This window comes from Bacteroides sp. CACC 737 (assembly GCF_013874375.1).
Taxonomy (GTDB): domain Bacteria; phylum Bacteroidota; class Bacteroidia; order Bacteroidales; family Bacteroidaceae; genus Bacteroides; species Bacteroides uniformis.
This window is the reverse complement of sequence record NZ_CP059408.1, coordinates 2,285,083-2,299,339: the sequence shown is the minus strand read 5'-3', so window position 1 is coordinate 2,299,339 and position 14,257 is coordinate 2,285,083. Positions and strand designations below refer to the sequence as shown.

Sequence of the window (14,257 nt, the reverse complement as noted above, 5' to 3'; positions counted from 1 at the left end):
TTACATCCTTTCGTGGAATGAACGGCTGATGACTTCCAACTGATGCTCGCGGCTCAACTTCACGAAGTTCACGGCATAGCCGGAAACGCGGATGGTGAGTTGCGGATACTTTTCAGGATGTTCCATGGCATCTTCCAGCATTTCGCGGTTCAGTACGTTTACGTTCAAATGGTGGGCACCTTTGGTGAAGTAGCCGTCCATCATGGTTACCAGGTTCTCTACACGTTCTTCCGGTGTCGGGCCCAGTGATTTGGGGACGATGGAGAACGTATTGCTGATGCCGTCCTGCGAGTCGCGGTAGCGCAATTTGGCTACGGAGCTCAAGGAAGCGATGGCACCGTTCTTGTCACGTCCGTGCATTGGGTTGGCACCCGGAGCAAAGGCAACACCTTTGGCGCGTCCGTCCGGAGTGGCGCCGGTTTTCTTGCCGTACATCACGTTGGATGTGATGGTCAGCAAAGAAAGGGTGGGACGGGCATTCTTGTAGACGGGCAGCTTCTTCAGTTCTTCGCTGAAATAGTAAACGAGGTCTACTCCCAGGTGGTCCACACGGTCGTCATTATTGCCGAAGCAGGGGAATGAACCTTCAGTGTCGAAACCTTCGGTCAGGCCGATTTCGTTGCGGCGTGCAGTGACTTTGGCGTATTTGATGGCAGACAGTGAGTCTATGGCGATGGAAAGGCCGGCAACACCGTATGCCAGATTGATGCGTGGGTCGGTATCGATGAATGCCATCTGGGCTTTCTCATAATAATACTTATCATGCATGTAGTGGATGATATTCATGGCCTCGTTGTAGACACGGGCTATTTCAGTCAGTACCTTCTTGTAGTTGGCCATAACTTCCTCAAACTTCAGTGTCTCACCGGTCAATACGGGAATACCTTTCACCATGACAGTTCCGGTATTTTCGCAACGTCCACCGTTGATGGCGAGCAGCAGGGCCTTGGCAAGGTTGGCACGTGCGCCGAAGAACTGGATTTGTTTGCCGATGGCTTGGTATGATACACAGCAGGCGATGCCGTAGTCGTCGCAGTTGCGCACTTCACGCATCAGGTTGTCGTTTTCGTACTGGATGGAGCTGGTATCTACGGAAACCTTGGCGCAGAAATCCTTGAAACCTTCCGGCAGTTCGGGACTCCACAATACGGTCAAGTTCGGTTCCGGAGAAGGACCGAGGTTGTATAGCGTCTGCAAGAAGCGGAAAGAAGTCTTGGTGACTTTCACGCGTCCGTCGTTGAAACGGCCGCCAATGGCTTCGGTCACCCAAGTCGGGTCACCGGCAAAGATATCATTGTATGATTGCATACGCAGATGGCGTACCATGCGCAGCTTGATGACGAACTGGTCTATCAGTTCTTGCGCAAACGTCTCGTCAATCTTTCCATGAGCCAAATCGTATTCGATGAAAATATCGAGGAAAGAAGATACGTTACCCAGTGACATGGCAGCACCGTCCTGCTCTTTGATGGCAGCAAGATATGCCATGTATACCCATTGCACGGCTTCTTGGGCAGATGTAGCCGGGTGGCTGAGGTCAAGCCCGTAATATTCACCCATTACTTTGATATCTTTCAAGGCTCTGATTTGTTCTGCCACTTCTTCGCGCAGGCGGATACGTGCTTCGGTCATCGGGCCTGTAAGGTTACGCAAGTCCTCCTGCTTGGCTTCGATAAGTCGGTCGATGCCGTAGAGTGCCAGACGACGGTAGTCACCGATGATACGTCCGCGGGCATAGTTGTCGGGAAGACCGGTCAGGAATCCCAATGAACGGAAGGAACGGATTTCTTCGGTATATACATCGAATACGCCGTCGTTATGTGTTTTGCGGTAATGGGTGAAGATGTCTTTTACTTTATCGTCCACTTCCACTCCGTTTTCACGGCATGCTTTTGCTACCACGTTGATGCCTCCGAAAGGTTTGATGGAACGTTTCAACAGTTCATCGGTCTGCAAACCGACAATGAGTTCATTGTCCTTATCAATATATCCGGCTTTATGAGAAGTAATGGTAGATACGGTGCTATTGTCCAGTGAACGGACGCCATTGTTGTTTCTTTCTTCTTCGAGAGCTTTCAGACAGATGTCCCAGATACGTTTGGTACGTTCGGTAGGTCCCTGCAGAAAAGATGCATCTCCAGTATAGGGTGCGATGTTTTTACTGACGAAATCACTGACATTGATTTCTTTGCTCCAAAGCCCATTGGTAAAGGTTTTGTTCAATTCCATAAAATTTGTTTTTGTTAGTAGGTTAGATAATGTTATCCTTTAGAGCGCGCAAAAATACTGAATAAATTCCGTAATTTTATAAGAGAGATTCCCCTTTTTATGTTGAACAGCATAAAATAACTATTATTAGGTAGTGAATGTCCGGGGGAGTAGAGATGCTAATACTTTCTTTATATGTGGTTTACGAACAGAAACAAGAATCGGATAATAATCTGCATTATTTACAAATAATGTAGGTTTAAGAACAGTCGTATTCTGAACCTAATTCAGTCGTATAGTGAATGCCATTCAGTCGTATACTGAATAGGGTTCAATCGTATACTGAATGTGACTCTTTGTAAGCATACTGATATTCAGTAAGTTATAAAATATTATCTTGCCATTGATAAATTTTAACAAACAGCCTAAATGCCGTTATGTTCGTTCCGTAGTGGGTATAAACAAGAATTTTGGTATAACTGCTCTGTTTTTGTGCAGAAAAGTTTGTAGAATAAAAAATGATTTGTATCTTTGCACCGCTTTAAAAGAAAAGCACTTCTGAAAAAGAAGTTTTGGAGAGGTGGCAGAGTGGTCGATTGCGGCGGTCTTGAAAACCGTTGTGCTGCGAGGCACCCGGGGTTCGAATCCCTGTCTCTCCGCAACAAACGCTGAAAATCAGCAGATTGCAAAACAAACACCCAGTTTTACACCCAAGAATGTAAAGTCGGTGTTTTTGTTTTATTTAAGATAATACAACCACTACATAATAAAAGAGTAGCGATATTAAAAGAATCCGATGAGAAAAGACTAATATTTATCTATCCATTCAGTTTGATTTTTCAGGACTTTACATCGTCCTGAAAGTATTTGTTATTGTATTCCAACGTCAGGAGTGGATTATAATACAAGTTTTTTGTGTGGATAGAATTTCGTTTTGCTTAATGTACGAAAGTACTTATCTATAAACGCATGAAATATTAGCACAATGAATCATTGGAAATCAACTTTGGCCGTGATAGGAATAGGCCAACTCATATCTATTTTAACAAGTACGATTGTTGGCTTCTCCATTATTTTTTGGATTAGCAACGAATTTAAATCCCCGACAGCTTTATCTCTGGCTATTTTAGCTGGATTTTTACCACAATTTGTATTAGGCTTGTTTGCCGGGGTCTATGTTGACAGATGGAATCGAAAGAAAACGATGTTTTATTCGGACTTGTTCATCGCGTTCTGTACCCTATGTCTTTTTATTGTGATAACCAAGGGTTATAAAGACCTTTCTTTTTTTTATCTATTGACTGCTTGTCGTTCAATAGGCAGTACGTTTCATGCACCTGCTTTACAGGCAAGCATCCCTCTACTGGTTCCCAAGCACCATCTTGTCAGGGTATCAGGTTTGTACCATTCCATTCAATCCTTCAGTGAGGTGATAGCTCCCGTTGTAGGGGCAAGCCTCGTTGTTTGGCTTCCCATACAGTATATTCTGCTCATAGATGTGATCGGAGCTGTTGCTGCTTGTCTGACCTTACTTTGTGTCCAGATTCCTTCTCTTCAAAAAACGAAAGTTCTTCCAGATTTCAAAAAAGAACTGACGGAATGTTGGCATACCTTGCGGCGTACAATGGGCATTTTGCCTTTATTCGTATGCTTTACGCTGGTGACTTTTGTCCTTATGCCTGTTTTTACGTTATTTCCTTTTATGACGCTTCTGCATTTCAACGGAAACATTTTGCAAATGGGAGTTGTGGAAATGGGTTGGGGCTCAGGGGCATTGTTGGGCGGTTTAGTACTTGCCTGTAAGGCTTTGAAAAGCAAGCAAACATTAGTGATGCATACGGCTTATGTGATATTGGGATTGTATCTGATTAGCGCCAGTTATTTACCATCAAGCGCATTTATAGGTTTTGTTTGCCTAACATTTACAGGAGGCATAGCCTATTCCATTTACCATGCGCTTTTCATCGCTATTATTCAGCAGAACTTGGCTTCGGACATGCTTGGACGGACTTTTTCTCTCATCTTTAGTTTGAGTACCTTTCCATCAATGCTGGGTATCGTAGCTTCAGGATATTGGGTGGAAGCATGGGGTATCACATCCGTCTTTATGATCAGCGGATGGGTTATCTTTCTGATTGGAGTGGGTGCAAATTTTATTTCTTCAATCAAGCAGTTGGATAATTACGCATAGTATTATTTATTAAAGAATTATTATATGACAAAGAAAGAACACACTACGATTACAGAGTTATTTCAAGTTTTGGACTTGTTGGAAAGCCTGGACATGCAGTTTTGGTTGGATGGAGGCTGGGGAGTGGATGTCTTGTACGGACAGCAAACCCGCTTGCATAGAGATATTGACATTGATTTTGATGCCAATTATACAGACCAACTCCTTGATCTTTTGCAGGAGAGAGGATATCAAATTGAAACAAATTGGTTGCCCACCCGTGTGGAACTGTATAGCAAAGAATTAGGCTATATTGATATCCATCCTTTTGTCTTGAATGCGGACGGCACTTCCAAACAAGCCGACTTGGATGGAGGCTGGTATGAATTTCAACCGGACTATTTTGGAACAGCAGTCTTTGAAGGCAGAAGCATCCCTTGCATTTCTGCAAAAGGGCAACAAGTATTCCATTCGGGCTACGATTTAAGAGAGAAGGATATTCACGATTTATCTATAATTAAACAATGTATAACAACAATGAGCCTAACAATTAGATAAGAACAAGAAAATGACAGAAAAACAAATTGTCTGGTATATCTTACTTACAGAAGTAAAGATAGACAGTGACACCCAGTCTGTCACATCCCTGAGTGTAGCTCCATTGGCAGTCTTGCCGGAATTCCAGCGTAAGGGAATTGGGGGGGGGATGTTGATTCAGTAAGCCCATCAGAGGGCAGCACTTTTGGGTTACGGCACAGCAGTCGTATTGGGGCATAAAGAGTATTATCCTCGATTTGGCTATCGCAAGGCTATCGATTTAGGAATTGAATTTCCTTTCGAAGTCTCTCATGAATATTGCATGGTGGCTGAATTAATACCTGGAGCTACTGAGAATGTGAAAGGTATGGTTTGTTATCCAACTGACTTTAAATAGTTTAACAAGTAAAATTCATTATATAACTCGGACTGGGTATTTCAATTTCCCAGTCCGTATTCTGATAGTACTTATTCAATTGGAAGATTGTGTTGCTTCAAGAATGAAAGTTTATCCCAATACCCTCTTTGAAAGACGATTTTGTTATCTTTTACATGAAAAAATCCGCATCCACGAAGTCCAAGAGAGTCTTTCCATTCCATGATAGCCCATTCGCCATCTTCAAAAATATTTTCCACCATACAAACCATTTTAGCAGTGGCAAATTCATTCACAAACATTTTGTAGATTGATTCTTTACCTATTATTGGTTCGTTTGCGACTTGATGATTTACTGCATTAGTAGCATACAGCTCTGCTATATGATAAGCATCTGCTTTGTTAAAGCAATCTATCCATTTTTCCAAAACTTCTTTAGGCTTCATTTTTTATAAATTCTTAGGATTTTGATTCTGTAATAAAAACAATCTGTTTGGATGCATAGATACTTGATTTTATTAATAATAGGCTATTCTATATTCTAAATCCTCTGGATTTTTGCTCTCTCTGCACCGAGTTACGTAGATTCTGCTGTAACTTTTCCCATTGTTCCTTAAACCATTGTACTATGGGTTGTCGGTTTATGGTCAGCATAAGCTTACCACTATCCATCGGATGTTTCTCAACCCTAAAAATATCATTCTTGATGTCAAATTTCCACCTGTGTTCTTCGGAATAAATTTTGCCACTACATTGTATGGATTCTTTCTTTGTCAAGAGGTTTTCTATCATGTCTTTGGTAAACCCGATAACAGCGCATAATTTTTCCATTCTCAACATCTCTTTGAACATGGGAAACCATTTGTGGGCTTTTTCAAGCAAGGTGCTCAATCGTGATATTTCCTTGTCTTTGGCTTCAAGTTCTTGATTATGTATTCTTTGAAGATTACGAATTTGTCTGCTATGCTGTTCCTGTATTTGTTGTATCTGAATTTTTAATTCATCAGTAGCTTTGTCCCGTTTGGTAATTTCCTGATGTAGCTGCTCGATGTGATGTTCCAGTTCTTTCAGCTTACCGCTTCCGAAAAGAGAACCTACACCGCTTGCTATGGCGGTAGCAGCATTGGTGGCTGTTTTCTTTAGTTTGTCCGTGCGTATCTCTGCTTTTACCTGTTTGAGTTCCTGTTCGGCAAGGCTTACTTGTTGTTCCTTGTGTCGCTTGGTTTCCTCTATACGTTGCAGTTCGGCTTTCTGCTTCTCAATGATGAAATCATTTCGTTCCAGATGCTCTTTACCTGTGACAGCTTTTGCCTGTCCACGTTCCATCAGGAGAATATCGGAAGCAAGGGTCTGCATGGTTGCCATATCCTCGTCATTGAGCTTTCGGCTCTTTCCAGTTTCATGGTTCATCCAGTCGAATACGACATGAGCATGATAATTTGGTTTGAACCATCTGTTACCGACTTGGAAGCTCTCCTTGTCTTCTGCTTCCGGCTGACCGTTCAGCCAATGCCCTTCGTCTTTATGCAGGAAAATCTGTAGCGGAGTGATGCCCCAGCGTCTTTGGCACTCTTCACCGAATTTGCGTACATCAGCCAGTGTGGTGTCCGGTCTGATAAGCAATACTCCTTCACGGATGGGTGAGCATCCCGCCACCTTGATAATCTTTCCATTCTTTCCCTTGCGTTCCCTTTCCTTTTCCTGCATGGCACGTCCGGTCTTTTCCTTGACCATTTGCTTGATATTGTCATAATGAGTTCGCAGTTCGGGAGTGCCGAAGTCGGGATTTATCCACTGTTCGTTATCGGTGGAAAGTTCGGGAACGACATAGATTCTGGACTCCCCGATATTACGCATATACTCGGCAGTCCTTCGGTTGTGTGCCTCGCTCGATGCGATGTTGCAAGGCTTGATATGTATGCTTGATTTTGTTGCCATAGCTTCTTTCCTTTGTTTACAATTGATTTACTTTGCTCGCTTTCGCAGAGGGGTTCTTAGGGGTAACCCATAAGCGGAGATTGCAAAGAGAGGGTCACTCTTTGCTCGGGGTTCTCAGGGGTGAAACGCCCTGAGTGGGTCATTAGGGCAAAGCCCTAATCCCCTCGGGAGAGCCCACAACTACGAAAGCGAAGCGTGTAGTTATAGTGGGCTATAACCGGAAGCCTTTCGGTTTCTTGGATAGCGTATCATTCCTCTTTTCGACAGATTGCGCTTGCTCTTTCCTATCGGCTATTCGTTTCTGTAAATATTCGTTCAGATCTTTACATCCACTGTAGATTTGCGAGGCGTCACGTATATACCGGGTAGCATCATACTCCTTTCGGATTTGCTGTATTGCTTCCATTCCTGCACGGTCATTGTCAAAGAAACAGTGGATGCGCTCATAGCTTCCCAACGGATAGAGTGCCTTGGGAACATTGGCTACGGAATTAAGAACTATGTAATCCTGTCTGTCGAAGTCGGGTGATTGCGGACAGCTTTCCAGCCTTAAAGTAAGAAAGGAAAGGTAATCCATAAATCCCTCAAAAACGTAACATGTACTCCTTGGTTTTCCTGACTGTCTGATATGGGATATTTCTTTTGGTGCGATACATCCCTTGAAATATCGGTTGCGAATTTCATATCCGCCTGATATGTTCGGAAAGGCAATGGCGAAATACCGTTTGCCGTTGTGGGTGAAACGGGCTTCCTTACATTCTCTTTTCGCCAGTGCCGTGTTTATCCCTCTTTCCTGTAGGTAGGCAAGCAGGGCAGGAGAAGCCAGCAGCACAATGTCCAATTGCTGAAAACTCGGTTCGGAAAATGATTGCTTGCCAAAAGAGAAAGACACGGGACGTATGTGTGGTATCTGTTCTTCGATTTTCTGTAGAAGATAAGGCACATAGTCGGAACAGTAGAGTTCCTGTGCCAGTGCGATGATATTTCCACCTTTGCCGATTGCGAAATCATACCATTGGTTGCGCTCGGTATTTACTTTGAACGAGGGTTCTGTCTCTTCCCGTAACGGGGATTTGTACCATAGGTTAATACCTTGCTGCTTGACGGGAGAATATCCCAAACTGTACAGAAAATCCGCTATCCTGATTTGTTTTGCTGTCTGTATATCCATAATAAGATGAGTGTTTGAATAATGGTTGGAATATTTATTTCTCTTTTCGCCCGTACTTTTTTATGAAGTACGGTCTGTATAATCACTTCACTTTATCTTCGTATATATAGGATACGGTAATAAAGTGAAGCGCTTTTCTATTCCCTACAACCGCTTCGCTTTATTCTTAATATATAGACCTGCCGAATAAAGTGAAGTGATTACAGGTTATACGGTCTAATAGTGAAAGTCCGGCTTGAACGTGTATTTCCTGCCGTTCTCCTGTACTATCATCCGTTTGTTCCGGAGCATGGTGATAAGTGATACCGCTTTTTGATGGTTCAGTTTTACACCTACCGACATATATGACTTGATTAAGGAGGTTTCCAGATCCTTGTAGCCGTATTCCTCTTTCAGTCCGAAAGCCGCTTCCAGTGCTATGCGGTGCTGCTGTTCGCTAATATGTCTGTAAGGGTCAAACTTTTCCTCTTCCGGTCTTCCGGGTTTCTTCGCTTCGGGTCTGTACCCCTCTATGAGTTCAGGCAATGCATTGTCGTTGATACGGAAAGCGAAAGGCTCGAAATCCATTGCACGGATGTGCATGGCTGAAACATTGCTTATATCCCCGTTGCTCTTGTCCTTTTCCACCAGCAGAACGGTTTCCGCCTTGTTGTTCAGCTCCGTACCGATATGCCCTCTTGCGTTTTCATCGCCTTTGTTCTGGTGGAGTATCGTATGGATGTGTATCTGCCTGTCATCCGTCCACTGCATCAGTTTGGATATAATGCGTGTCGATTCTCCCGGACTGTTGATGTCATATACCATATCACGGATGCCGTCTATGATTACAAGCCCTATGTCCGGTGTATTATAGATAGCCTGTTCGACAATCCTGATACGCTGTTCGGGCGTGTATTTCCTCAAAGCGAGAAACTCCAGATGTTCATTGTCCCTGTCATCAGGAAGACCAGCAAGCCGTAAAATACGTTTCATGACTTTCAGACAGTGATAATGGCTTTGTTCCGTGTCCACATAAAGAATCTTCCTTTTTTCTTCCGGTAGTTCCGCAACATACCGCAGTACCGTACCGTTTTTCAATGCGGCGGCTACGATAGCCGATACATTGAAAGTCTTTTTACTCTTGGCTTTGCCGATGGATGCACTGAAATTGCCCAGTGTACCAATGACCGAACCTTGCACTTTTAGAATCTCAGGTGCTTTTTCGTAGATTTTCGACAGACTCAGGCGTGAAGCTTGCCAAAGGATTATTGCCTGTTCTGCCGAAATCTCCTTTATTTCTTTCATATAGTCCATAAGCATACCTCCCATTATTTCCGTCCTCCTGTTTTCTTCCCGGCAAGCTCAAGAGCCAATTCCGCATCTACGATAATCTTGCGCCCTATCTGGGTAATCGCCTTGTCTATCTTACCGCTTTTCTTTATGCGGTTGGCAGTGGGCAGACTGCACCCGAACAGTTTGGCTATACCGAGTATTCCGTACACATACTTCTTTTCCGTGTCTGTAACGGGTTGCGGCAATGCTTCGGCCTGACCTGAAGCGTGCTTACTCAGGAATATGAATTCTTCGCCTGTCATCTGCCAGACGGGTTTTGATAATAATTCTTGGATATTTGTCATCGTCCAATCTATTTAGTCGTTAAACAATCAGCCCTGCGCACTGGCTGTTATTTCTGTTCTCGAACGATGCAAAATTAGGTAGGGTTATGAGTGGTAAGGATGGGGACGGTACAAACTGAATATCATTGTATCTTATTGAATATCAGAAAATAAAAATACCACTCAAAAATTATTTTGAGTGGTAAAAGTGGAACTTTCGTAAAGTATCAGGATATATTACGGATTATCTGAATATATGTTCCATTTCCTTGGCGAAATTTTGGTTGCTGTCACTGGGGAAATCTGAAACAGGCTCCTTGTACTTGGATTTGTAGTAGCTGTCGTCAATATCCAGCAGTTTCAGTATTCTGTCTTTCCATTTGTCCCTGTCCTGTTTGGAGAGTTTCTCGCTCATCAGGAATATCAGATAGCATACACGTATTTTCTCTCTCGGTTTTATTTTCAGCTTACAGTTGCAGGGGTGAAGATTCATATTGGCATAGAAATCCAGTGCGGAAATTTCTTCGAACTGTTCTCCTATGCACACCTCATGAATGAGCGAAAGTAATTTCATGCTGAAATATTCCTGTTGTTCTTCTGTCGTTTCCTGCTGACTGATTGGCTCGCTTGATTTATTCTCTTGCTTTCCGTCAGGAATGTATTTCTTCAATATATCCAGAAAAAGGCAGCTTTGACGGTATATGTCCGCACAACAGTTCTTCATGTATTGGAATGCCTCTGTTCTTGCAGCCTTTTGCTGATCATAGAGTTTGTTCAGTTTGGCTTTTTCCCTGTCATATTCAGCCTTGCAGCGTTCATATTCTTTCTCTGCCTGTTTTTCCTCTTCGGCTGTATGCTCCCTGTAACCAATGGAATCATACCTGTTGTTGGCTTCATTCAGCGGCTTGCTCAGACTTCTTGTAACATCCAGCTGGGCTTCAATTTCCTGAGAATACCTTTCCATGTGCTGATAGCAAGCACGTTCTATGGCTCTGTCACTTAACGGGCGTATCTCATAAGCCTGTATGCTCTTTTCTATTTCAGTTTTCAGGCTGTTGAGTATCAAGGTGTATTGCTCTTTTTGCTTGTCAAGCACCAGTTCAAGGATAGCGGCTTCAAAGGATTTCATGTCATTATACTCCTGATAGAAATCCGATATGAATTTCTGCCTGTCAAAAGAAAAAGCGTAATTATCTATATAGTCTCTGTATATTCTGTTGAGTTCTCCATATTGGGGAATCATCGTCTGTATCTTTCCTGCCATATACTTTATATTATGGGTTCTTGTCCTTGTCAAGGAATAAGGTCAGTTCTTCTTCCACTTCTTCTATACTCGGTAGGGCAGATTTCAGATTTTCGGGTACTGCCTTGCTCAATTGATAGTCGCTGATACCTATCGGCTGGTCATATCCAGCCAAGGCATATTGTGCCACGACCTCATCCTTACCCCTGCACAGCAAAAGACCGATGGTCTTGTTATCATTTTCTCCCCTCAGTTTATCATCTACAACATTGATATAGAAATTTAACTGCCCTGCATATTCCGGTTTGAATGGCGTTGCTTTCAATTCCACGACAACATAGGCATGGAGCTTGATATTATATAGGATCAGGTCGGCGAAAAAGTCACTGTCCCCAATCTGGAAATGTTTTTGTCTGGCAACAAAAGCAAAGCCGTTACCCATTTCCAGCAAGTAACGGGTTACATGCTTTACCAACTGTTCTTCTATATCCCTTTCGTCAGCCTTTTCCTTTGCTCCTGCCAAGTCAAAGATATACGGGTCTTTTAACAGATAATTGGCAAGATCGCTTTGAGGTGCCGGAAGTGTGGCAGTGAAGTTGTTTACCTTGTTACTCTTGATTTGTCTGTCATACAGATTACTTTCAATCTGCATTTTCAGCACATTACTGCTCCAACCCATTTCTACAGATTGTTTCATATACCAATACCTTACGCCCAATGGTAGCGGATTATTGAGTATGACCATATGGCTTGCCCAATTTATTCTTGCAATCGGTGACGCCAAGAATAAATCTTCTATATCCTCTATTTTTATTTTATAGATGGTTGCTACTGTTTTTGCTACATTCTGAAATTGCGCAGGAACCTCCTGCGTAATTTCTAAAGATTGATTATCAGCTGATTGTATTTGCGCAGTAAGCTCCTGCGTAAATTGTCCGCTATTGAGCTTAAGGACTTCATTAGTAATGTTTTGAATATTTGGGACCGACAGTATTGAATCTGCTTCAATAAAACTACGAAGTACATTTAACGGATATAAACGGGCAAACTGGCACATATAAGTAAGATTACGTTCCGAATATCCCTTCTTTTCAGGATAATTGAATCTGATTGCCTGTGCCAATTTTTTGATAATTTTACCACCCCACCCATGTAGGTGTTGGTGGTACAGTATATAATTCCCCATTTTCCAGTAATGGAACAACATCTGGGCATTGGCTGCGGTAATGAGTCGGACTTGTGCCTGTTCTATTTCCGAACCGACAGCATGGACAAAGGCATCAAAATGACCTTTCTTTATATTATGTTCGTTGTTATTTTCCATATCACTAACTATTACTTAACAAAGATAACTCTAATAATGGATAATCTGTGAAACTGACTGATACTTTTAGAGTTGGTTAAACTTGTTCATTGCATTGGCCTTAATATCGTCTGCTATGTCAATGTAAGGCTTCATGGCTTTATAATCACTGTGCCCTGTCCATTTCATTACAACCTGTGCAGGAATACCGAGAGCCAGTGCATTACAGATGAATGTCCTTCTTCCTGCATGTGTGCTGAGTAATGCGTATTTCGGTGTAACTTCATCTATACGTTCATTTCCTTTGTAGTAGGTTTCACGTATAGGTTCGTTAATTTCTGCCAGTTCTCCCAGTTCTTTCAGATAATCATTCATTTTCTGATTGCTGATAACAGGCAATGCCATGTGGTTTTCAAAATGGATGTCCTTGTATTTTTCAAGTATGGCTTTACTGTACTTGTTCAGTTCAATACTCAGACTATCTGCCGTTTTAACGGTGGTGACTTCTATATGGTCGGACTTGACATCACTTCTCTTTAGGTTACGAACATCTGAATAACGCAGACTGGTAAAGCAACAGAACAGGAAAACATCCCGGACACGTTCCAGATACTGTTTGTCTTTGGGTATCTGATAGTCTTTTAGTCTGTTCAACTCTTCCCATGTCAGGAAGATTACCTTCTTGGGGGTGGTTTTCAATTTCGGTTTGAACGTATCGTATGCTATATTCTGGTGATAGTCTTTCTTGAAGCTCCATCGCAGGAACCATTTGAGGAATCCCATTTGTTTACCGATGGTACTGTTTCTCATGTCTTTTTTGTCACGCAGGAAATTGATATACTCGTTCAATCCGAACTCATCGAAATATTCAAAGGTCACATCTTCCTTGAACTCCTTGAGGTGATTTTTAACGGCTGCAAACTTTTCGTATGTGGATTCAGTCCAGTTATTCTGATTGCCGCATTCTTTTACAAATTCATCGAACACCTCCCAAAAACTTATCTGTGCTTCTTCCTGCTGTTCTTCGTTGGCATTCTTCATCCGCAGGTTGAATGCATCCTTTAGTTGTTGGGTAGTTGGCATGGTTTCCTGTACCTCAAACTCCTTGAACACATTTTGAATTTCGGCATAGTATTTCAGCAGATCGGCATTGATTTCAGATGCACTTTGCTTTAATTTGTTGGTACACCCGTTCTTTACTCGCTGCTTGTCGGAATCCCATTTGGCTACATCGATGCGGTAACCCGTTGTAAACTCAATGCGCTGGCTTGCGTATATGACGCGCATACGGATGGGGACATTCTCCACAATTGGCACACCGTTCTTTTTCCGGCTTTCCAATGCAAAAATGATGTTTCGTTTGATATTCATAATTGGGTGCGTTTGAAATTCTACACCCAAATATACACCCAATATTTGGAATAGCAAAAGATATTCAGAAAGATTTAGATTTACTATGTATTCCAAATTGTGTGTGATTATCAGTAATTTGCAATTTTATGATATTTCTTGAATGTATAGGTTCGAGAGCCTCTCTCTCCGCTGGAAAGAATTGCAAAACAAAGAAAATCCCTGTAAATTAATGCTTTACGGGGATTTTTTGTTTTTGGTGCATGGCAAAAATAAGCATATCAAAGCATTCTTTCGGTGTACTATTCGGTGTACCTGATCTCCTTCAATGTCAGGTACACCTATTAAGTAAATAATTCATTGTTT

12 protein-coding genes and 1 tRNA gene are annotated in these 14,257 nt (G+C 42.4%); 4 read left to right on the top strand and 9 right to left on the bottom strand.

Translation table 11 applies throughout. From position 1 onward, the window contains the following. A complete protein-coding gene (gene pflB, locus H1A11_RS10040) occupies window positions 1-2,229 on the bottom strand; it encodes a formate C-acetyltransferase (protein ID WP_117600363.1) in 2,229 nt (742 codons plus the stop codon). 553 nt (window positions 2,230-2,782) lie between these two features. Here pflB and H1A11_RS10035 point away from each other — a divergent pair. The 4 genes from H1A11_RS10035 to H1A11_RS10020 all read left to right on the top strand — a co-directional run bounded on the left by H1A11_RS10035 (window position 2,783) and on the right by H1A11_RS10020 (window position 5,099). Continuing rightward, window positions 2,783-2,867: transfer RNA gene (locus tag H1A11_RS10035), tRNA-Ser, on the top strand. A gap of 326 nt (window positions 2,868-3,193) precedes the next feature. After that, window positions 3,194-4,399 (top strand): macrolide efflux MFS transporter Mef(En2), encoded by a 1,206-nt coding sequence (gene mef(En2), locus H1A11_RS10030; RefSeq protein WP_005786079.1) that lies wholly within the window; start codon window positions 3,194-3,196, stop codon window positions 4,397-4,399. A gap of 24 nt (window positions 4,400-4,423) precedes the next feature. Beyond that, window positions 4,424-4,936, top strand: a complete 513-nt coding sequence (lnu(AN2), locus tag H1A11_RS10025) for a lincosamide nucleotidyltransferase Lnu(AN2) (RefSeq protein ID WP_004308783.1) — start codon at window positions 4,424-4,426, stop codon at window positions 4,934-4,936. A gap of 10 nt (window positions 4,937-4,946) precedes the next feature. Next, window positions 4,947-5,099 (top strand): hypothetical protein, encoded by a 153-nt coding sequence (locus H1A11_RS10020; protein ID WP_005786088.1) that lies wholly within the window; start codon window positions 4,947-4,949, stop codon window positions 5,097-5,099. Window positions 5,100-5,383: 284 nt separating this feature from the next. Here H1A11_RS10020 and H1A11_RS10015 read toward each other — a convergent pair whose 3' ends face one another. The 8 genes from H1A11_RS10015 to H1A11_RS09980 all read right to left on the bottom strand — a co-directional run bounded on the left by H1A11_RS10015 (window position 5,384) and on the right by H1A11_RS09980 (window position 13,912). Next, window positions 5,384-5,737 (bottom strand): nuclear transport factor 2 family protein, encoded by a 354-nt coding sequence (locus H1A11_RS10015; RefSeq protein WP_004308780.1) that lies wholly within the window; start codon window positions 5,735-5,737, stop codon window positions 5,384-5,386. 88 nt (window positions 5,738-5,825) lie between these two features. Then, window positions 5,826-7,229, bottom strand: a complete 1,404-nt coding sequence (locus tag H1A11_RS10010) for a hypothetical protein (protein ID WP_004308779.1) — start codon at window positions 7,227-7,229, stop codon at window positions 5,826-5,828. 211 nt (window positions 7,230-7,440) lie between these two features. Further along, on the bottom strand, window positions 7,441-8,400 hold the full coding sequence (locus H1A11_RS10005; protein WP_007842328.1) for a toprim domain-containing protein: 960 nt from the start codon (window positions 8,398-8,400) through the stop codon (window positions 7,441-7,443). Window positions 8,401-8,616: 216 nt separating this feature from the next. Further along, window positions 8,617-9,693, bottom strand: coding sequence for an AAA family ATPase (locus H1A11_RS10000; protein ID WP_007852816.1), 1,077 nt, complete (start codon window positions 9,691-9,693; stop codon window positions 8,617-8,619). Window positions 9,694-9,707: 14 nt separating this feature from the next. After that, the gene (locus H1A11_RS09995; protein WP_007842330.1) at window positions 9,708-10,016 is read right to left on the bottom strand and encodes a DUF3853 family protein; all 309 of its coding nucleotides are present in this window, start codon (window positions 10,014-10,016) and stop codon (window positions 9,708-9,710) included. 223 nt (window positions 10,017-10,239) lie between these two features. After that, window positions 10,240-11,259: a hypothetical protein gene (locus H1A11_RS09990; protein WP_007842331.1), complete on the bottom strand. Its 1,020-nt coding sequence runs from the start codon at window positions 11,257-11,259 to the stop codon at window positions 10,240-10,242. Between the two features lie 10 nt (window positions 11,260-11,269). Next, the gene (locus H1A11_RS09985; RefSeq protein ID WP_007842332.1) at window positions 11,270-12,562 is read right to left on the bottom strand and encodes a YhcG family protein; all 1,293 of its coding nucleotides are present in this window, start codon (window positions 12,560-12,562) and stop codon (window positions 11,270-11,272) included. Between the two features lie 66 nt (window positions 12,563-12,628). Next, the gene (locus tag H1A11_RS09980) at window positions 12,629-13,912 is read right to left on the bottom strand and encodes a site-specific integrase (protein ID WP_021992115.1); all 1,284 of its coding nucleotides are present in this window, start codon (window positions 13,910-13,912) and stop codon (window positions 12,629-12,631) included. Between the last annotated feature and the right edge of the window lie 345 nt (window positions 13,913-14,257).